20 protein-coding genes are annotated in these 18,670 nt (G+C 65.5%); 5 read left to right on the top strand and 15 right to left on the bottom strand.

What is annotated here, in order from left to right; translation table 11 throughout:
• Window positions 1-235 precede the first annotated feature (235 nt).
• Entirely contained in the window at window positions 236-2,944 is a 2,709-nt protein-coding gene (locus A5707_RS17425) for an adenylate/guanylate cyclase domain-containing protein (RefSeq protein ID WP_065015704.1), read from the top strand.
• Here the strand turns inward: A5707_RS17425 and A5707_RS17420 are convergent.
• Both A5707_RS17420 and A5707_RS17415 read right to left on the bottom strand, forming a co-directional pair.
• Window positions 2,919-4,127, bottom strand: coding sequence for a zinc-dependent alcohol dehydrogenase (locus A5707_RS17420; RefSeq protein WP_065015703.1), 1,209 nt, complete (start codon window positions 4,125-4,127; stop codon window positions 2,919-2,921). The two genes, A5707_RS17425 and A5707_RS17420, sit on opposite strands and share 26 nt — an antisense overlap.
• The gene (locus A5707_RS17415; RefSeq protein ID WP_065015702.1) at window positions 4,124-4,900 is read right to left on the bottom strand and encodes an SDR family NAD(P)-dependent oxidoreductase; all 777 of its coding nucleotides are present in this window, start codon (window positions 4,898-4,900) and stop codon (window positions 4,124-4,126) included. Before A5707_RS17415 ends, A5707_RS17420 begins: the two co-directional genes overlap by 4 nt.
• Before the next feature lie 119 nt (window positions 4,901-5,019).
• Here A5707_RS17415 and A5707_RS17410 point away from each other — a divergent pair, with 119 nt between their 5' ends.
• Genes A5707_RS17410 through A5707_RS17400 form a run of 3 tightly spaced genes read left to right on the top strand, consistent with a single transcriptional unit; the run spans window position 5,020 to window position 7,812 of the window.
• Window positions 5,020-5,943 carry a class I SAM-dependent methyltransferase gene (locus A5707_RS17410; RefSeq protein ID WP_065015701.1) on the top strand — a complete coding sequence of 308 codons (924 nt, stop codon included), beginning with the start codon at window positions 5,020-5,022 and terminating at the stop codon, window positions 5,941-5,943.
• A gap of 44 nt (window positions 5,944-5,987) precedes the next feature.
• On the top strand, window positions 5,988-6,890 hold the full coding sequence (locus A5707_RS17405) for a class I SAM-dependent methyltransferase (RefSeq protein WP_065015700.1): 903 nt from the start codon (window positions 5,988-5,990) through the stop codon (window positions 6,888-6,890).
• A gap of 7 nt (window positions 6,891-6,897) precedes the next feature.
• A complete protein-coding gene (locus tag A5707_RS17400; RefSeq protein WP_065015699.1) occupies window positions 6,898-7,812 on the top strand; it encodes a class I SAM-dependent methyltransferase in 915 nt (304 codons plus the stop codon).
• On the opposite strand, the gene sppA is transcribed toward A5707_RS17400, so the two are convergent.
• Window positions 7,809-9,602 (bottom strand): signal peptide peptidase SppA, encoded by a 1,794-nt coding sequence (gene sppA / locus A5707_RS17395; RefSeq protein ID WP_065015728.1) that lies wholly within the window; start codon window positions 9,600-9,602, stop codon window positions 7,809-7,811. The two genes, A5707_RS17400 and sppA, sit on opposite strands and share 4 nt — an antisense overlap.
• Before the next feature lie 219 nt (window positions 9,603-9,821).
• Between sppA and A5707_RS17390 the strand changes: the two genes are divergently transcribed.
• Window positions 9,822-11,051 (top strand): serine hydrolase domain-containing protein, encoded by a 1,230-nt coding sequence (locus A5707_RS17390; RefSeq protein ID WP_065015698.1) that lies wholly within the window; start codon window positions 9,822-9,824, stop codon window positions 11,049-11,051.
• Between the two features lie 74 nt (window positions 11,052-11,125).
• On the opposite strand, the gene rplO is transcribed toward A5707_RS17390, so the two are convergent.
• The 12 genes from rplO to A5707_RS17330 all read right to left on the bottom strand — a co-directional run.
• Entirely contained in the window at window positions 11,126-11,566 is a 441-nt protein-coding gene (rplO, locus tag A5707_RS17385) for a 50S ribosomal protein L15 (RefSeq protein WP_065015697.1), read from the bottom strand.
• On the bottom strand, window positions 11,563-11,754 hold the full coding sequence (gene rpmD / locus A5707_RS17380; protein WP_065015696.1) for a 50S ribosomal protein L30: 192 nt from the start codon (window positions 11,752-11,754) through the stop codon (window positions 11,563-11,565). Before rpmD ends, rplO begins: the two co-directional genes overlap by 4 nt.
• A gap of 2 nt (window positions 11,755-11,756) precedes the next feature.
• On the bottom strand, window positions 11,757-12,446 hold the full coding sequence (rpsE, locus tag A5707_RS17375; protein ID WP_065015695.1) for a 30S ribosomal protein S5: 690 nt from the start codon (window positions 12,444-12,446) through the stop codon (window positions 11,757-11,759).
• A 25-nt stretch (window positions 12,447-12,471) separates the two neighbouring features.
• Window positions 12,472-12,840 carry a 50S ribosomal protein L18 gene (gene rplR, locus A5707_RS17370; protein WP_197495356.1) on the bottom strand — a complete coding sequence of 123 codons (369 nt, stop codon included), beginning with the start codon at window positions 12,838-12,840 and terminating at the stop codon, window positions 12,472-12,474.
• A 41-nt stretch (window positions 12,841-12,881) separates the two neighbouring features.
• Window positions 12,882-13,421 (bottom strand): 50S ribosomal protein L6, encoded by a 540-nt coding sequence (rplF, locus tag A5707_RS17365; RefSeq protein WP_065015693.1) that lies wholly within the window; start codon window positions 13,419-13,421, stop codon window positions 12,882-12,884.
• A gap of 13 nt (window positions 13,422-13,434) precedes the next feature.
• Complete coding sequence (gene rpsH, locus A5707_RS17360) at window positions 13,435-13,833, bottom strand: 30S ribosomal protein S8 (RefSeq protein WP_065015692.1); 399 nt, start codon at window positions 13,831-13,833, stop codon at window positions 13,435-13,437.
• Between the two features lie 52 nt (window positions 13,834-13,885).
• Window positions 13,886-14,071 carry a type Z 30S ribosomal protein S14 gene (locus tag A5707_RS17355; protein WP_065015691.1) on the bottom strand — a complete coding sequence of 62 codons (186 nt, stop codon included), beginning with the start codon at window positions 14,069-14,071 and terminating at the stop codon, window positions 13,886-13,888.
• Window positions 14,072-14,075: 4 nt separating this feature from the next.
• Window positions 14,076-14,639, bottom strand: coding sequence for a 50S ribosomal protein L5 (rplE, locus tag A5707_RS17350; protein ID WP_065015690.1), 564 nt, complete (start codon window positions 14,637-14,639; stop codon window positions 14,076-14,078).
• A gap of 2 nt (window positions 14,640-14,641) precedes the next feature.
• The gene (rplX, locus tag A5707_RS17345) at window positions 14,642-14,959 is read right to left on the bottom strand and encodes a 50S ribosomal protein L24 (RefSeq protein ID WP_065015689.1); all 318 of its coding nucleotides are present in this window, start codon (window positions 14,957-14,959) and stop codon (window positions 14,642-14,644) included.
• Complete coding sequence (gene rplN, locus A5707_RS17340) at window positions 14,960-15,328, bottom strand: 50S ribosomal protein L14 (RefSeq protein ID WP_045373371.1); 369 nt, start codon at window positions 15,326-15,328, stop codon at window positions 14,960-14,962. It lies immediately after the preceding gene.
• 241 nt (window positions 15,329-15,569) lie between these two features.
• Window positions 15,570-16,454 (bottom strand): formylglycine-generating enzyme family protein, encoded by an 885-nt coding sequence (locus tag A5707_RS17335; protein WP_065015688.1) that lies wholly within the window; start codon window positions 16,452-16,454, stop codon window positions 15,570-15,572.
• Between the two features lie 5 nt (window positions 16,455-16,459).
• The coding region (locus A5707_RS17330; RefSeq protein WP_065015687.1) for an arylsulfatase at window positions 16,460-18,670 on the bottom strand (2,211 nt) is incomplete at its 5' end.

Below are 18,670 nucleotides of genomic sequence, written 5' to 3'. Positions count from 1 at the left end.
GGATCAGTGGTGGCAGGCGGCTTCTTGGGCGAGCTTTACGCGGGAGCTGGCTGAGCCGCCACCGATCACCCCAACTCGCGGGCGAGGTCGGCCGCTTCGGCGAACGATAAAGCCGCATGCCGTCAGCGACCGCAGCATCAGCCCCGTCTATCGCTGAGCCCGCGCATTCAGGCGACACCGGAAGGCGGGCCGTCTTCAGCGAAAATACGCCCTGCGCTGGCACGACAGGCCTACCATGACATCTCCCGAAACAGGAGTGCGCGGCGTGAACCATTCTGAGGGACCGGCGGCTGTGCCCTCGGGCGTCGTCACCTTCCTATTCACCGATATCGAGGGTTCGACGCGGCGGTGGGAAGCCGATGCGGACGCGATGCGGCATGCTCTCGAAGCCCACGACCAGGTGTCGTGCAAGGCCGTAGAGATGCACCACGGGTGGCTGTTCAAACACACCGGTGATGGGATGTGTGCCGCGTTCTCCTCACCGATGTCGGCCGTCGATGCCGCGGTGGCCGCGCAGCGCGAACTGCAATTACCGGTGCGGATGGGAATCGCGACCGGTGAGGCCGAGTTGCGCGGCGCGGACTACTTCGGCGCAGTGCTCAATCGTGCCTCACGGGTGATGTCGTGCGGACACGGCGGGCAAATTCTGCTCGACGGCGCCACCGCGGGTCTACTCAGCTCCGTCGACCTGATTGCCTTGGGGCCCCGGCGGTTGCGAGACTTGGTCAGGCCGGTCGAGATTTTTCAGGTGCGAGCGTCGGGCCTGCGCAGCGAGTTTCCATCGCTCCGGACGCTCGATGCGACACCAGGAAACCTGCGACCGCAGTCCACCAGCTTCGTCGGGCGCGAGTCGGAGCTGTCCGAGGTGACGGAGGCGCTGACAACACATCGGTTGGTGACCTTGACCGGCGTTGGCGGCGTGGGCAAGACCCGCCTTGCGTTGGAGGCAGCCGCACGATCGATGGCCAGCTTTCCCGATGGGGTATGGGTGATCGAACTGGCCGCGGTTGTCGATCCGGCCGCGGTACCTGAGGCGGTGGCCGCGGTACTGGGCATTACGCAGCAACCGGGACTGAGTGTGGCCGACAGCGTGGCCGCGGCACAGGAGGGCCGGATTCGGTTGCTCGTCTTCGACAACTGCGAGCACGTCCTGGATGCGGCCGCCGAAATGATACAGACGATCTTGCAGAGCGCACCGGCCGTAAGAATTATCGCCACCAGCCGGGAGGGGTTGCGGGTTTCCGACGAACAACTCTGGCCGGTGGCGTCATTGGATGTGAAAAACGGCATCGATTCGACCGCTGCAGCCCTGTTCGTCGAGCGCGTCCGCGCGGTGGCGCCCGATGTCTCGTGGGCCGGGGATGACGAGGCTGCCGCGGTCGAGATCTGTTGCCGCCTCGACGGGATACCGCTGGGCATCGAATTGGCCGCGTCACGCCTGCAGTCGATGACGGTGACCGAGTTGCGCGACCGCCTCGACGACCGATTCCGTCTGCTGGTGGGATCGCGGCGTGGGCTCGAGCGCCACCAAACTCTGCGGCACGCAGTGCAGTGGTCGCATGACCTGCTCGACGATGACGAAAAGCTGCTGTTGGCAAGGTGTTCGGTGTTCGCGGGCGGCTTCGACCTGCACGCTGCAGGTGCGGTCGCAGGCTATGACGACGAGTTCGCCACCCTGGACTTGCTGGATGCCCTGGTCCGCAAGTCGCTTGTGGTGGCCGACCGGAGGTCAGGACGGACCCGGTTTTCGATGTTGGAGACGATCCGCCAGTTCGCCGAGGAACAACTTGTCGCGGTCGGTAAAGCCGAGGAGGCCCGAGCCGCGCACGCCCGTTATTTCGCCGGACGGGAAGCCGACGTGCTAGCGCTGTGGGACAGTCCGCGCCAGCGCGATGCCTACGCCTGGTTTGCCGCCGAGCTGGCCAATCTGCGCGCCGCGTTTCGGTGGTCTGCGGACCACAGTGACATCGACACCGCCGCCGCCATCGCCGTCTACGTCGCATTTCTTGGCATTTGGGTGGAGCAATACGAACCGCTCGGCTGGGCCGAGGAACTCATCGAATGCGCCAAGTCCGTCCGACATCGCCGGTTGGCGCAGCTTTACGTCATGGCCGCAGAAAGCTACATCACCGGTCGGGTGGACAGTGCCGTCTGCTATGCCGATGCCGGGCTGCTGGCCATAGCAAGCGGGCAATTCGACAAGGTTCCGTTCGCGTTCGAAGCGTGGATCGGTGGAGGATACATAGCGAAAGGTCAACCGGAGCGGTGGGTTGACTCGTGTCGCAACATCGTTGCACGAGAACAAGGTATCGTCCCGCACGCCTGCCTGGCTTTGGCATTGAACATCGTCGGCGCCGGTAGCGAGGCGAGGGCAATCTCGGAAGATCTCCTCGAGGTGGATGATGCAACGGGTAATCCTTTGCTGAGATGTCTTGCGCTTCTCGCCTACGGTGTTACGCACCGCGAGGCTGATCCCATCGCCGCCTATGACGTTCTTCGCCAAGGCCTGAGAATCGCTCAAGAGAGTGGTAACGAATGGGCCGAGTCGCATCTTGCGGCGAGCCTGTCGCGGGTTGCGGCCACCCGCGGCAACCCCGCCGACGCCTTGGAGTACTTAGACCTGGCGATCCGCGCGTTCTACGATGCGGGCAGCTTCTCCTTGCTGAGCAGCCCGCTTGCCATCCTTGCCGGCGTTCTCGACACCCTGGGATACTACGAACCCGCCGCCACTATCAGTGCGTTCGCGAGCAACCCCTGGACGCGCTCGGCCAATCGAGAGATCGACTCGACCATCACGCATCTACGCGAGGTGTTTGGTGCCCAGGCCTACCAATCCATGGCGAATGCCGGCGAACACATGACCGACGCCGCCATGGCGGCCTACGCGCTTGATCAGATTGACCGGGCCCGAACGCAGTTCACCGCTGGTCAAACGCTACCTTGACCGCGCCGCTGTTGCCCTGGTCAGCAATGGCGAGAAACGCGTCGCGCCACTGTTCCAAGGCAAAGGTGTGAGTCAGCATGGGGCGCAGATCAATTGCGCCGTCAACGATTAGGTCGAGGTAGTGGCCGATCGCGTGTTTGCGCACGCCGTTCACCTCCTCCACACCGAAGGCGTTGGAGCCCACCCAGTCGATCTCCTTGAAATACAACGGACTCCACTCCCACCGGCCCGGCGTGTGCACACCCGCCTTCACCAACGTGCCGCGCGCCCGAAGCACTCGCACCCCGACCTCGAATGTTTCCGGTTTGCCGACGGTGTCGTAGACGACGTCGACAGCGCCCGGGTAGGCCATCGGTAGCCCCTGCAACGGTTGCCGCAGCCGCCCGCCGCCCCAGACGGCCACTTGCTCGACCACCGCCAAGCGTGGCTCGTGCGCCAGCACCAGATCGGCGCCGAACTGACGGGCCAACTCGGCCTGCGCGTCGAAGCGCGCCACCACCGCTACCGCCACTTCCGGGTACAGCGCTTGCAGGATCACGACCGCGCACAACCCCAGTGACCCCGCGCCGTACACCAGAACCCGACCGGACCGCGGCGGCGGGTGGCGGGTAATCGCGTGCAACGAAACGGAGAACGGGTCGGCGAACACGGCCAGCTCATCGGGCACCGACTCAGGAACGATGAACAACATCGAATCGTGAGCCGCCATCGACTCGGCGTAGCCACCGGTCACGTCGGCCGACACCCCGGTGTGAATGCCGGGCTTGATGTCGCCGTCGCAAAAGCTCCAGCACAGGCTGTAGTCACCGTTTTCACAAGCCGGGCAAGGGGGTTCGATACCACGTGGCCCGCAGGAGAGCCACGGGTTGAGCACCACCCGTTGCCCGACGTCCAGGCCGCGGGCCTTCGGTCCAACCGTCACGACGTCGGCCACCACCTCGTGGCCCATCACTTGCGGGAACGAGCAAAACGCCGAGATGGCGTTGTCGGCGTCGCCTTCACCGAAATCCAATAGGATCTGCTTGGAATCCGATCCGCAGATGCCGGTCAGTCGCGGCTTGGTGATTACCCAATCGTCGTGCAGCAAGCGGGGTTCCGGCATGTCACGGAGCGCGACGGGACTGTGCGCGAGGGCGTCGTCGAACCCGGGCTCCGGTGGCACCCCGAAAACCAGCGCCCTCATCGTCGCGCCATCGCGGCCGCACCGGCGAGGTAGGCGTCCACATCGGCGTTCTTGGCGTCGACGACGACCTTCATATCCGGCAGGTAGTGCTCGAAGCGGTCGCTGCCCAGCGCCGCGATGATGCCGGCCGCCACCTCCTCGGCAGGCACCTTGGGCCCGTCGTAGAGCGGATCGTCGTTGTCGGGCCGTTCCCAGATCTCGGTGTCGACGGGCCCGGGCTCGATGAGCTTCACCGAGACGCCTGTGCCGTGCAGGTCGATGGCCATCACCTCACTCCAGCCGCACAGCGCGAACTTGCTGGCGCAGTAGGCGGCCTCGTGGACGATTCCCAGCCGACCACCCATGCTGGCCACGTTGACGATCACGCCGTCACCGCGGCCCAGCATCCGCGGCAGCACCGCCAGCGCAAGCCGCATCGGCGCGACGAAGTTGACGCCCATGACCGCCTCCACCGCGGCCGGGTCCAACTCGCTGATCGCCCGGCGCTTCGGGATCGCCGCGTTGTTGACCAACACGTCGATGCCACCGAGGCCCTCCCATGCCGCAACGGCCAGCGCATCGAGGGCCGCGGTGTCGGCCATGTCGGCGACCCACATTTGCGAATCCGGCGAGCTTCGCCGGCAGACGGCCAGCACCGCGTCCAACCGTTCGCGCCGGCGGGCGACCAGCCCGACCACCGCGCCGTCGGCGGCCAACTGTTGGGCCAGCGCCGCGCCCAGGCCCGACGATGCACCGGTAATCAGCACCCGTTTGCCTACCACCGAATAGGGCATGCCCAAGCGTGGCGCGGTTGGCCCCCGATGACAGGCAAAACCGCAAGATACGTGCCTGCAGTGGCCGCTCACCGCTAAGCAAGTTATATTGGCTAAGTAACGACTTTGAAGGAGCGGACATGGCACGGACGGATAACGACACCTGGGATCTCGCGTCGAGCGTGGGGGCGACCGCCACGATGGTCGCGGCCGCTCGGGCGGTGGCGTCTCGTGCCGAGCACCCACTGATTAACGATCCGTTCGCTGAGCCGCTGGTGCGGGCCGTCGGTATCGATCTGTTCAGCCGGATGGCCAGCGGCGAGTTGAACCCCGCCGACTTGCAGGATGACGACGACCGAGCCGGGGCACACCGCATGGCCGACAACATGGCCGTGCGGACCAAATTCTTCGACGAATTCTTTCTCGACGCGGCGAAGTCCGGCATCAGCCAGGTCGTGATTCTGGCATCCGGTCTAGATGCCCGCGCCTACCGATTGGCCTGGCCGACCGGGACGGTGATCTACGAGGTGGATCAGCCTCAGGTCATCGAGTTCAAGTCCGGCACACTTGCGCAACTGGGTGTCGAACCCACCGCAGAGCGGCGCGCGGTGGCCATCGATTTGCGCGACGATTGGCCTGCGGCGCTGCGTGCGGCAGGGTTCGATCCGAGCAAGCCGACAGCGTGGAGCGCTGAGGGCTTGCTGGGCTATTTGCCTCCGGACGCACAAGACCGGCTGCTGGACACCATCACCGCGCTCAGTGCGCCGGGAAGCCGGTTCGCCACCGAAAGCGTGTCCAATCCCGATCCCGCCGACGAGGAAAAGATGAAAGAGCGGATGCAGAAGGCCTCGCAACGGTGGCGTGAGCACGGTTTCGACCTCGACATGACAGAACTGGTCTATTTCGGTGACCGCAACGAGGCCGCCCCCTACCTGTCCGGCCACGGCTGGCAGATCAATGCCGACAGCGTCCGGGATCTGTTCGCCGCCAACGGCCTTCCACCGATCGACGAGGAAGACATGCCGTTCGGTGATTTACGCTACGTCAGCGCCACGTTGAATTAGCAGCCATCGCAGCGAGCCGGCCAGACCCAATCTAGGAGGACCGAATGGCACGAACTCATGACGACACCTGGGATCTGGCATCCAGCGTGGGCGCCACGGCCACGATGGTGGCCACCTCACGCGCGCTGGCTTCCCAGGGACCCGACGCGCTGCTCGACGATCCGTTCGCCGATCCACTGGTCCGCGCGGTCGGCCTTACTCCGTTCATCCGGCTGCTCGACGGCGAGGTGGACCTGGATGACGACGCGTGGCTCAATCGCAAAACGCGGACAGAGCAAATGGCAGTGCGCACAAGGTTTTTCGACGACTTCTTCACCAGCGCGACGGGGTGCGGCGCGCGGCAGGCGGTGATCCTGGCCTCGGGCCTGGACACCAGGGCCTATCGGCTGCGGTGGCCGGCAGGAACCGTGGTCTATGAGATCGACCAGCCGCAGGTCATCGACTTCAAGTCCAGCACCCTTGCCGACGTCGGCGCCACACCGTCGGCGCAGCGTCGCACGATCGGCATCGATCTGCGCGACGACTGGCCGGCGGCCCTGAAAGAAGGCGGTTTCGACCCCGACCAACCAACCGCGTGGAGCGCCGAAGGGCTGTTGCCCTATCTACCGCCGGAGGCCCAGGACCGGTTGTTCGACAACATCACCGCGCTCAGCGCGCCGGGTAGCGGCCTGGCCACCGAACACTTCCCCGAACCCGATGCCTTCTCCGGCGACCATGCCCAGCGAATCAGCGAACGGTGGCGCCGGCTCGGTGTCGACGTCGACATGGCCGACCTGTTTTATCAGGGCGAGCGCAGCATCGTCGTCGACTACCTCTCCGATCACGGTTGGCAGGTCAGCCTCTACCCGATCCGGGAGCTGTATGACAGCAACGGCTTTGAATTTCCCGAGGGCGATTTGGTGGCTGTCTTCGGCAAGATGAGCTATGTCTCAGCCACGCTCGGATAAGGCGCCCATGGCACGCACACACGACGACAGTTGGGATCTGGCCTCCAGCGTGGGCGCAACCGCGACCATGGTCGCCGCGGGACGGGCGATGGCGACAAAAGATGCGCGCGGGCTGATCAACGACCCGTTCGCCGAGCCGTTGGTACGCGCCGTAGGGCTGGACTTCTTCGTCAAGATGCTCGACGGCGAGCTGGATCTGTCGGCCATCGAGAACGCCTCACCGGCGCGTGTACAGGCGATGATCGATGGAATCGCGGTGCGCACCAAGTACTTCGACGACTACTTCGTCGATGCGATGGGAACTGGCGTGCGTCAGGCGGTGATCCTGGCATCCGGCCTTGACTCGCGTGCCTACCGGTTGGACTGGCCGGCCGAGACGGTGGTTTACGAGATCGATCAGCCACAGGTCATCGACTTCAAGACCACCACACTGGCCGGCATCGACGCTGCCCCCGCCGCGACGCGGCGCACCGTCCGCATCGACCTGCGATCGGATTGGCCGGCGGCGCTGCAGGAGGCCGGCCTCGACACCAGCGTCCCGACGGCATGGCTGGCCGAAGGACTGCTGATCTACCTACCGCCCGAGGCCCAAGACCGGCTGTTCGACAACATCACCGCGCTGAGCGTGCCGGGCAGCACCATCGCCACCGAATATGTGCCGGGCATCCGGGATTTCGATGCCGACCGGGTGCGGGAAATGTCCGCGCCGCTGCGTGAACAAGGCATCGATATCGATATGGCGTCGTTGGTGTACGCCGGTGAGCGCAACCACGTCGTCGACTACCTTCACGGCAAGGGATGGGAAGCCAGCGGTGTGACGCGCGCGGAATTGTTCGTGCGCAACGGACTCGACGTTCCCGCAATCGAAGACGACGATCCGCTGGGCGAGATCATTTTCGTCAGCGGGACGCTTGCGGGCTAAAGCCGCGACTCCCCCAGCCATAGCACGCTCGCACCGGTCAGCGTCCGCTCAGCCTGGTCCAAAAGTCCGATGACCGACTGGCCGATCAACGCGCCCACCGCATCCGGCAGCGACGCGGCGGCCGGTTGCGATGACGGGCGCGGCCGGAGGAACTCCCACAGCGAGGACCCGGGGTAGCTGACGATACGGACCTCGGCATCTTCGTCAAGGCCGGCGAGCACTTTCGCCCGGCGCAGCGCGGTACGCAATCCGCCGAGTTCGTCGACCAAGCCACGCTCGAGGGCATCCGCGCCGGTCCAGATCCGGCCCCTGGCGACCTCCTCCACTGCCGCCTCGCTCAGGTGCCGGCCCTCGGCGACCCGCTGCACGAAGTCGGCGTAGATCAGGTCGGCCTCCGCTTCAACCTGGGCATGCTGTTCTGGGGTGAACGGCGCGTTGACCGACCATGCGTCGGCATTCGCGTTGGTGCGCACCGTATCTGAGCCGACCCCCAGCCGGTCCTTGAGGTCTCGGGCGACCAGCTTTCCAGTCACCACACCGATTGAACCGGTGATCGTTCCCGGATTCGCCACGATCGCGTCGGCGCCCATCGAGATGTAGTAGCCGCCGGATGCGGCGACGGCACCCAGCGACGCGACCACCGGCTTGCCGCGACCGCGGGCCTTGGCGACCTCGCGCCAGATGACTTCCGATGCGGTGACCACGCCGCCCGGGCTGTTGACGCGCAGCACGATCGCCGACACCGACTCGTCGGCGGCGGCTTCGCGCAACGCCGCCGCGATGGTGTCGGCGCCCACGCTGGATGTGCCGAACGGGAACACCCGGGGGCCGCCGCGCCCGCTGTCGATCATGCCCGCGACGGTGACCAGCGCGACGGTCGGCTTGGGCCGGCGGCCGGGAATCGACGGAAACGGAGCCGACCGCGGGGCACTCGCACGGGCATAGCGGGCCAGGTAGAGTCGTGCCGGCGCGTCATCGCTGTCCGCGTCGCCGGTCTCGGGTGAGATACCCTCGGCGCCAACGAGTTCCGCGATACGCGCGTACGCTTCGTCGCGGTAGCCGATGCGGTCGATCAGTTTGGCGCTCACCGCATCGTCGCGCAGCAGGGGCGCCCGATCGGCCAGTGCATCAACGGCGTCGAGGTCGATCTTTCGGGACTCGGACACCGCCTGCCACACCTGCGCACGCAGGCTCTCCAACAATCTGGTGTCGGCTTCGCGATGGGCGTCGGTATAGCGGTCCTGGGTATAGCGGTTAGCCGCCGACTTGTATTCGCCCCGGGCGACATACTGCGCCTCGATACCGAGCTTGTCCAGGGCTTCACGCAGGAACAGGGCATTGGTGGCGAAGCCGATCAGCCCGACGCTGCCCGCCGGCTGCATCCATACCTCGCCGAACGCCGAAGCCAGGTAGTACGACAGCGTGCCCGGATAGGTCTCGGCCCAGGCCAACGACGGCTTGACGGCCGTGAACGCGGTGATGGCCTCCCGCAACTCTTGAACCGGCCCGGGAGAGGCGGCGGGAAGCTGCACCCGCGCGATCAGGCCGGCGACCCGAGGGTCGTCGGCGGCCCGGTGGATCGCGGCCACGGATTCGCGCAGTACCTGTGGCCGGCCACCGGCGCTGATGATCGCCAGCGGGTCGAAGCCGCTCGTTTCCGGCGGTGCGGCGTACAGGTCGAGTTCGAGTACGCACCCGTTGGGGATGCCGTGGTGGCGGGCGGCGTCGACGCGACGTACCAGCGCGCGCACCCCGTCGGCGCCGGGCGGGTCGGGTAGGAAACCAAACATGTCGTCGAGACTACCGATGGCCCAGGTCACCGCGGCGGCCTACGGTGAGCAGGATGAGATTTTCAATCTCCATCCCGCAACTGGACTCGACCGTGAGCGCGCGAGCGTGCGTGTCCCCGGTCGACACGCCGAACAAATCACCGGGTCTGCGCACCTTCGCGCCGCGGTGGAAATTCCGATTCGCCCGTCCCCGGCGGGGAGTCGCGATATAAACACGCGATGGTTCTCAAAGTCACCGTGTCCCCGGATCTGATCGACGGCGACGTCGACGAGGGTTATGGCAAGGTCGCGGACGCGTTTCGGGCCAATTTCGTCCGCGGCGGTGAGGTCGGTGCCGCCGTCGCGGTCTACCGCAATGGCGTCAAAGTGGTCGACTTGTGGGGCGGCTACCGCAACGGCATCACTAAGGAACCGTGGCGCCAGGACACGATGGTCAACATGTTTTCGACGACGAAAGGCATTGCCTCCCTTGCGGTTGCCGTCGCCGCCTCCCGTGGGCTAGTCGACTACGACGCCAAGGTCACCGACTACTGGCCGGAGTTTGGGCAGGCGGGCAAGGGCGAAATAACCGTGCGGCAGCTGCTGTCCCATCAAGCCGGACTACCCGTGCTGGATGCGCCACTGCGGCTGGTCGACCTGGCCGACCCGAGCAAACTGTCGGCGGTGCTGGCTGCACAGGCTCCGGTCTGGCCACCGGGAACGCGGCACGGCTACCACGCCATCACCCTGGGCTGGTACGAGTCCGAACTGATCCGGCACGCCGATCCAGCGGGCCGCACGTTGGGCCGATTCTTCGCCGACGAGATCTCTACCCCGCTTGGTCTGGACCTGCACATCGGATTGCCTGCCTCGGTGGATCGCGACCGCGTGGCCCACTTGCACGGTTGGCGGCGCTCCGAGGCGCTGCTGCACGTCAATACGATGCCGCCACGAGTCGCGCTGGGCTTACTGAATCCCTTCGGCCTCACCAGCCGAGCCGCTCTGCTGCCCAACGACATCGACGCGATGCGCGACTACAACCGCGAAGACGTGCGAACCGTCGAGATACCGGCTGCCAACGGAATCGGCACCGCCCGCTCGGTCGCGAAAGCCTACGGTTGCGCGGCGACCGGAGGCAGCGAACTCGGTTTAACCACAACCGCTTGCGATGCGCTCACCCAGCCAGCGGTCGCTCCCACCGACGGGCTGCACGACAAGGTGCTGCACGTCGACTCAGTGTTCTCGTTGGGCTATTGCAAACCGGTGTCACACTTCTGCTTCGGCTCCTCCGACAAAGCGTTCGGCACGCCGGGGCTCGGCGGCTCGTTCGGATTAGCCGACCCCGACACCGGTATCGGATTCGGGTATGTGATGAACCGCTTGGGTTTTCACCTGTGGAGCGACCCACGGGAAATCGCGCTACGCCAGACGTTGTTTCGCGACGTGTTGGGCACTCGACCGCAGACTTAGCCGCGACGAGCGTGCGCAAACCCGGTCCTGTGTGCGGCGTGTCGACCGGGGACACGCACGCTCGCGCCAGAAGGTTACAGCTCGGTGACCGAACCGCCCGCGGCGGTGATCTTCTCCCGGGCGCTGCCGCTGAACTTGTGGGCGGTGACGTCGGCCTTGACCGTCAGCTTGCCGTCGCCGAGCACCTTGACCACTGAATTCTTGCGCACTGCGCCCTTAGCCACCAGTTCATCGACACCGATCGAACCACCTTGCGGGAACAGCCGATTGATGTCGCCGACATTGACGATCTCGTATTCGGTGCGGAACCGGTTACGGAAACCCTTCAACTTGGGCAGCCGCATGTGGATCGGCATCTGCCCACCTTCGAAGGTCACCGGCACGTTCTTGCGGGCCTTGGTGCCCTTGGTTCCGCGGCCGGCGGTCTTGCCTTTGGATCCCTCACCCCGACCGACGCGGGTGCGTTTGGTCTTCGACCCCGGCGCGGGCCGCAGGTCGTGAAGTTTGATCGTCACTTCTTGGCCTCCGCAGGTTCTACCTCGACGAGGTGGCGCACCACTGCGATCAACCCGCGAGTCTGAGCATTGTCTTCGCGGACAACCGAATGGCGAATTCGCCGCAGTCCCAGGGTACGCAGGCTTTCCCGCTGCTTCCAGCGAGCACCGATGGTGCTGCGCACCTGGGTGATCTTCAGGTCTGCCATGGCTACGCCGTACCTTCCCGCTCAGCACGCGCCGCGCTGGTCGCCAGCGCTTCGCTTTCCCGCCGCGCCTTCAACATGCGGGCCGGTGCGACGTCCTCGATCGGCAGACCACGACGCGCGGCCACTTCCTCGGGCCGCTGCAGCATCTTGAGCGCGGCCACCGTCGCATGCACCACGTTGATCGCGTTGTCGCTGCCCAGCGACTTGGCCAGAATGTCGCGCACCCCGGCACATTCGAGCACCGCCCGCGCAGCACCGCCGGCGATCACACCCGTACCCGAGCTGGCCGGGCGCAACAGCACCACACCAGCCGCCGCCTCACCCTGCACCGGGTGAGTGATGGTGCCACCGATCAGCGGCACCCGGAAGAAGCCCTTGCGCGCCTCTTCGACACCCTTGGCGATCGCGGCCGGCACCTCCTTGGCCTTGCCGTAGCCGACACCGACCATCCCGTTGCCGTCGCCGACGATGACCAAAGCGGTGAAGCTGAACCGGCGTCCACCCTTGACCACCTTCGAGACGCGGTTGATGGTGACGACCCGCTCCAGGTAATTGCTGTCGCGGTCGCGGCCACGACCCCCGCCGCGGTCGTCGCGACGTCCTCGACCCTCACGCCCTTCGCCGCGCCCTTCCCCGCGCGTCGCGCCGCCGGTGTCCGGAGCGGCGGCCCCTGCAGTCGGCTGCTCCGTCATGATGCGGTCCCTCCGTTGTCTGTCATCAGAACTTCAACCCGCTCTCGCGCGCGGCGTCGGCCAGCGCGGCGATCCGCCCGCCGTAGGTGTAGCCACCCCGGTCGAACACCACGGTGTCGATTCCAGCTGCTTTGGCCCGCTCGGCGATCAACTGGCCGACCCGCACACTGTGGGCCTTCTTGTCGCCGTCGACGCCGCGCACATCGGCCTCGATCGAGGAGGCGGCCGCCAACGTGGTGCCGTTGAGGTCATTGACCAGTTGCACATGGATATGGCGCGACGACCGATGGACCACCAGGCGCGGACGCTCCGCGGTGCCCGAAATCTTCTTGCGCAGCCGCGCGTGCCGGCGCAGCCGGGCTGCGCGACGAGCAGCGGATACGCTCTGCCCCACCGGCTTCCGCGCGGCAGTACCAGCTTGCGTTTGTGCCATGACTACTTACCTGTCTTTCCGACCTTGCGGCGGATCTGCTCGCCTTCGTAACGCACGCCCTTGCCCTTGTACGGGTCGGGACGGCGCAGCCGGCGGATATTCGCCGAGATCTGACCGACCTTCTGCTTGTCGATCCCGGAGATGGAGAACTTCGTCGGCGTCTCCACCGCGAACGTGATGCCTTCGGGCGCCTCGATCACCACGGGGTGGCTGTACCCGAGCGCGAATTCCAGCGTGTTGCCCTTGAGCTGCACGCGATAACCAACACCGAAGATCTCCATTTTCGTGGTGTAGCCCTGCGTCACGCCGGTGACCAAGTTGGACACCAGGGTGCGGTTCAGCCCATGCAAAGAACGGTTGCGCCGCTCGTCGTCGGGGCGGGTCACCACGATCGCGCCGTCGTCGTCTCGCGCGACGCGCAGCGGGTCCGACACCTTGAGTTCCAAGGTGCCCTTAGGGCCCTTGACCGACACGTTCTGACCGTCGATCGTCACGTCGACACCGGCGGGAACCGGAATCGGCTGCTTACCAATACGCGACATCTCTACGTCTCCCTCACCACACGTATGCGAGGACTTCGCCGCCCACGCCCTGTCTGGCTGCCTGACGGTCGGTGAGCAGGCCTGAGGAGGTCGAGATGATCGCCACGCCCAAGCCGCCGAGCACCCGCGGCAGGTTGGTTGATTTCGCGTAGACGCGCAGGCCCGGCTTGGACACCCGCCGCAGACCGGCGATGCTGCGCTCTCGGCTCGGCCCGTACTTCAGCTGCACGACAAGCGATTTGCCGACTCGAGCGTCTTCGACGTGATAGTCGCTGATGTAGCCTTCGCGTTTGAGGATCTCGGCGATGTTGGCCTTGATCTTCGAATGCGGCAGACTCACCTCGTCGTGGTACGCCGAGTTGGCGTTGCGCAGACGTGTCAGAAAGTCTGCGATCGGGTCCGTCATCGTCATGACTGAGGTGTCACCTTTCTCGCGGTGGTTCCCATGCCGGGCCTACCGCGCCTCACCAACTGCTCTTCTGCACGCCGGGCAGCTCGCCGGCATGCGCCATCTCGCGTAGGCAGATTCGGCACAGCCCAAACTTGCGGTACACCGCACGCGGACGGCCGCACTTGCTGCAGCGGGTGTAGGCGCGCACCGCGAACCGCGGCTTGCGCTGGGCCTTGTTGACAAGTGCCTTCTTCGCCATCTGTTCAGTTCTCCTTGAACGGAAAGCCGAGGGCCCGCAACAGCGCTCGTCCTTCGTCGTCGGTCGCCGCCGAGGTGACGACGGTGATGTCCATGCCACGGGCCCGGTCAATCGAGTCCACATCGATCTCGTGGAACACCGACTGCTCGTTCAGCCCGAAGGTGTAGTTGCCGGACCCGTCGAACTGCTTGGGCGACAGGCCGCGGAAGTCGCGGATACGCGGCAGCGCAATCGAAGTGAGCCGGTCGAGGAACTCCCACATCCGGTCGCCGCGCAGCGTGACCCTGGCACCGATCGGCATACCCTCGCGCAGCTTGAACTGTGCGATCGACTTACGGGCCCGCCGGATCTCCGGCCGCTGCCCGGTGATCAGCGCCAAGTCGTTGACCGCGCCGTTGATCAGCTTGGCGTCGCGTGCGGCGTCGCCGACGCCCATATTGACGACGACCTTGACCACGGTCGGGATCTGCATGACGTTGACGTAGCCGAACTGTTGGTTGAGCGCGTCACGGATCTCTTCGCGGTAGCGCACCTTCAGGCGCGGCTGAACCTTTTCTGCAGTCGTCATCGCTAGATGTCCTTGCCGTTGCGCTTGGAGATGCGGACCTTCTTGCCGGTTTCCTCGTCGACCCGATAACCCACCCGGGTGGGCTTGCCGTCGGAGTCGACGACCATCACATTGGAGACGTGGATCGGCGCTTCCTGGGTGACGATGCCGCCCGACTGCGCGCCGCGTTGATTGGTCGAGATCGGGGTGTGCTTCTTGATCCGGTTGACGCCTTCGACGAGCACCTTGTTGCGCGTCGGGTAGGACTGCAACACCTTGCCCTTGGCGCCCTTGTCCTTGCCGGAGATGACCAGCACGGTGTCGCCTTTGTGGACCTTCATTTACAACACCTCCGGGGCCAGCGACACGATCTTCATGAAGCGCTTCTCGCGCAGTTCCCGCCCGACCGGACCGAAGATGCGGGTTCCGCGCGGGTCGTTGTCGGGCTTGATGATGACCGCCGCGTTCTCGTCGAACTTGATGTAACTGCCGTCGGGGCGGCGACGTTCCTTGACGGTGCGCACCACGACGGCCTTGACCACGTCGCCACGCTTGACGTTGCCGCCCGGAATGGCATCTTTGACGGTCGCCACGATGACATCACCGATACCGGCGTACCGCCGTGACGAGCCGCCGAGCACGCGGATGCACAAGATCTCCTTGGCGCCGGTGTTGTCGGCCACCTTCAGCCGCGATTCCTGCTGAATCACTAGATCTCCTCGGCCCTGGTTAACGTGTGCACGGCAGACAGTGCCCTCAGGAGCCTGGAGGCCTGACGTGCGTGGTCTTCATTACCGAAGGGCACGCGGGGCCGACTCGCGCCGGCCGAGGTCTGCCCACGGCAACCCCTAGAGTCTAGGTGACGACCAGCTCAGCGCCAAATTCGTCGCCCTCTCCCCCGCGCGGGGGCCCCCGCTTGCGGGGGCCGTGCGTGTTCCCGGACCCTCGCCACTAACCGACGTCGACCACGCAGCGAAACCCGATATGGCTGGTCGCGGTGTCCTGCGTCTGGGGTGACCGCGCCGCGGGCCGGTAGCGGTGGCAGTACTCCGGCGCGCACAGGTGCGAGCCGCCTTTGAGGGTTTGGCTGACCGCCGGATCAGCAGCTTCGGCCGGCATACAGCAGGCCTTCGCCGGCTGGTCGAGCCGATGATGCGCCGAGAATTCGGTGGTCGTCCACTCCCAGACATTGCCGATCATGTCGAGCAGGCCGACGTCGTTGGGCGGAAAGATCCCCACCGGCGAGGTTCCGGTCCAGCCGAGGGCGCCGTCGTTGCGGTACGGAAAGCTGCCCTGCCAGGTGTTGGCCATCAGCTGCCCACCCGGCCTCTCCTCGTCGCCCCACGAGTAGGTGGCGGTGGATCCGCCGCGGGCGGCGTACTCCCACTCGGCTTCGGTCGGTAACCGCCGACCGGCCCAGCGCGCGTAGGCGGCGGCGTCCGGATAGGCGATCTGCACGACGGGATGGTCGGCCTTGTCCGCCACATCGCTGGCCGGGCCCAGCGGGTGTCGCCAACTCGCGCCCGGCACCCAGTGCCACCACTGCCGCCAGTCGCGCAGGTCGACCGGACCCGGCGTCGGACGAAACACCAGCCCGCCGGGCTGCAGCTCCGCCGGATTGACGCCTGGGTAGAGCGCCGGATCGATCGGCTGCTCGGCCACCGTCACATAGCCGGTCGCAGCCACGAAGTCGGCGAACTGGGCATTGGTCACCGGGTGACGCTCCACCGCCACGGCAACCACCGTCGCGGTGTGAATCGGCGCCTCTTCCGGATAGAAGCTGGTCGATCCCATCCGGAACGAGCCGCCGGGTAACTCAACCAGGTCGGTCAGCATGCCAGTCAGTCACGCGAAAACGCCAGCGCCAGCGTCGTTTCCAGATCTTCGTATGGCGTGCCCGAGATGTCCACAGTGACATGCGCGATGCTGCCTCCGGTGAAGGTGAATGGCGCTTTGTAGCGACTCGACACCGCCGAACCGCTGTTGCGACCGACGCTGACCGTGGCGCCGGCCAACCCGAACGTTCCCGGCTGGGTCGTCATCTCCGACAACGTGGCGACGGCCTGGTCGTCGATGTAGAGCGCGGCTTCGCCCAGCGGTGTGTGGCTGTTGGGCACGATTCCCGCCCGGGTGTAGCGGACCCCGAACAGGTGGCGGCCCAACGGTACTGGGCTCGACGACGACATCAGCTGATGCCGCTCGCCGAGGAAGTTGTAGACGTAGTGCAGTCGTCCGTCCTGAATGAACAGCGCATGGCCGCCGTGCGCCCCGCCCTGCTTGAACAACACGCCTTCGGCGCCGGTGGTGTCCACCATCACGTCGGCCACTATCGAAAACGACTGCCCGCGTAGCTCGACGGCAGCGCCGATACCCACCTCGGCGGCATTCGGATAGTAGATGAAGCTGGAACGGTCGCCGGCCAGATGGGGCCGCCACCGCGACATCGTTTCGAAGATGTTCAAATCGGCCAGTGGCAGGCCGTTGTATTTGTCGGCCTCGGAATACCACAGCGCTTTGAGTTCCTCGAGCTTCTCCGGATGGTCGTCGGCGAGGTCATGGCACTGGCTGCGGTCAACGGCGATGTGGAACAACTCCCAGCGGTCGGCATCGAAATGTGACCAGCCGGCAGGGGTGGCGGCATGCACGGTGTTGGCGAACCAGCCGTCGTGCCAGATCCCCCGAGTGCCCAGCATCGTGTAGAACTGCGTGTGCTTGCCGGTGTCTGCCGCCGGATCATCCAGGGCCGCTTTGAAACTCACACCGTCCAGCGGCCGCTGCGGAATCCCCTTCACCACCTCCGGCGGGGTGATGCCCAGCATCTCGTAGACGGTCGGGGTGATGTCGCAAACATTGATGTAGTTGTCGCGCACCTCACCGTGGGCGGCAATTCCGCTGGGCCAGGAGATGATTGCGCTGTCGGCGATACCGCCCTCGTGGGATGCGTAGCGCTTGAACAGCTTGTAGGGCGTGTTGAAGGCCATCGCCCACCCGATCGGGTAATGGTTGTAGGTCTCCGGGCCGCCGAGACGATCGAGGAATTTCAGGCTCTCCTCGACGGTGTCGATGTAGCCGTTGAAAAACTTCGACTCGTTGACCGATCCGTTCGGTCCGCCTTCACCGCTGGCGCCGTTGTCACAGATCACCACGACGATGGTGTTGTCCAACTGCCCGGATTCTTCGAGGTAATCCAGGATCCGCCCGATCTGGTCATCGGTATAAGACAGGAACCCGGCAAAGACCTCGGCCATCCGGGTGAACAGCTTCTTCTCGTCGGCGCCCAGCGATTCCCAGGGGCGCACCGTGTCCTGCAACGGCCACGCCTCACCGGAGGGTCCCGTCACGTCGACATATGGGTTGATCGGCGAAAGCTCGGTATCGGATGGGACGATGCCCATCGACTTCTGGTTCTTCAACACGGTCTCGCGGTATTGCTCGTAGCCCATGTCGAAGCGACCGGCATATCTGTCGGCCCATTCTTTGAACACGTGGTGGGGCGCATGGCCGGCGCCGGGGCACACATAGCTGAACCACGGCTTGTCGGGAGCAATCACTTTGGCATCGCGGATGAATTCGATTGCCTTGTCGGCGATGTCCTTCGACAGGTGATAGCCGTCCTCTGGGGCGCCGGGCGGAGTCACCGGGTGGTTGTCGTAAACGAGGTCGGGATACCACTGGTCGGTCTCGCCGCCCAGGAACCCGTAGAACCGTTCGAAGCCGCGGGATAGCGGCCAGTGCCGCTTGGTTGACGCCAGGTTGGACTCTTCCAGCGGCGTCAGATGCCATTTGCCGACGCAATAGGTGTTGTAGCCGCGTTCGGCGAGCACTTCGGACAGCAGCGCGGTGTCAGCGGGGATGCGCCCGTTGCAGTTGGGGAACCCGTCGGTGAATTCCTCGATGGTGGCCATGCCCACCGTGGTGGCGTTGCGACCAGTCAGCAGCGCCGCTCGCGTCGGCGAGCACAGCGCCGTGGTGTGGAACTGCGACAGTCGCACCCCGCGGTCGGCGATGCGGGTCATGTTCGGCATGTCGACCAGTCCACCGAAGCAGTCCCA

Source organism: Mycobacterium kyorinense (genome assembly GCF_001672775.1).
Taxonomy (GTDB): Bacteria; Actinomycetota; Actinomycetes; order Mycobacteriales; family Mycobacteriaceae; genus Mycobacterium; species Mycobacterium kyorinense_A.
Note: the sequence above shows the minus strand (reverse complement) of the source record. Positions and strands in the feature narration are given on the sequence as shown.

Excerpts from the sequence above, each read along its gene's own strand:
- A5707_RS17425 (WP_065015704.1), top strand. The coding sequence starts at position 236 with ATGACATCTCCCGAAACAGGAGTGCGCGGCGTGAACCATTCTGAGGGA.
- A5707_RS17420 (WP_065015703.1), bottom strand. The coding sequence starts at position 4,127 with ATGAGGGCGCTGGTTTTCGGGGTGCCACCGGAGCCCGGGTTCGACGAC.
- A5707_RS17415 (WP_065015702.1), bottom strand. The coding sequence starts at position 4,900 with ATGCCCTATTCGGTGGTAGGCAAACGGGTGCTGATTACCGGTGCATCG.
- A5707_RS17410 (WP_065015701.1), top strand. The coding sequence starts at position 5,020 with ATGGCACGGACGGATAACGACACCTGGGATCTCGCGTCGAGCGTGGGG.
- A5707_RS17405 (WP_065015700.1), top strand. The coding sequence starts at position 5,988 with ATGGCACGAACTCATGACGACACCTGGGATCTGGCATCCAGCGTGGGC.
- A5707_RS17400 (WP_065015699.1), top strand. The coding sequence starts at position 6,898 with ATGGCACGCACACACGACGACAGTTGGGATCTGGCCTCCAGCGTGGGC.
- sppA (WP_065015728.1), bottom strand. The coding sequence starts at position 9,602 with ATGTTTGGTTTCCTACCCGACCCGCCCGGCGCCGACGGGGTGCGCGCG.
- A5707_RS17390 (WP_065015698.1), top strand. The coding sequence starts at position 9,822 with ATGGTTCTCAAAGTCACCGTGTCCCCGGATCTGATCGACGGCGACGTC.
- rpmD (WP_065015696.1), bottom strand. The coding sequence starts at position 11,754 with ATGGCAGACCTGAAGATCACCCAGGTGCGCAGCACCATCGGTGCTCGC.
- rpsE (WP_065015695.1), bottom strand. The coding sequence starts at position 12,446 with ATGACGGAGCAGCCGACTGCAGGGGCCGCCGCTCCGGACACCGGCGGC.
- rplF (WP_065015693.1), bottom strand. The coding sequence starts at position 13,421 with ATGTCGCGTATTGGTAAGCAGCCGATTCCGGTTCCCGCCGGTGTCGAC.
- rpsH (WP_065015692.1), bottom strand. The coding sequence starts at position 13,833 with ATGACGATGACGGACCCGATCGCAGACTTTCTGACACGTCTGCGCAAC.
- A5707_RS17355 (WP_065015691.1), bottom strand. The coding sequence starts at position 14,071 with ATGGCGAAGAAGGCACTTGTCAACAAGGCCCAGCGCAAGCCGCGGTTC.
- rplE (WP_065015690.1), bottom strand. The coding sequence starts at position 14,639 with ATGACGACTGCAGAAAAGGTTCAGCCGCGCCTGAAGGTGCGCTACCGC.
- rplX (WP_065015689.1), bottom strand. The coding sequence starts at position 14,959 with ATGAAGGTCCACAAAGGCGACACCGTGCTGGTCATCTCCGGCAAGGAC.
- A5707_RS17335 (WP_065015688.1), bottom strand. The coding sequence starts at position 16,454 with ATGCTGACCGACCTGGTTGAGTTACCCGGCGGCTCGTTCCGGATGGGA.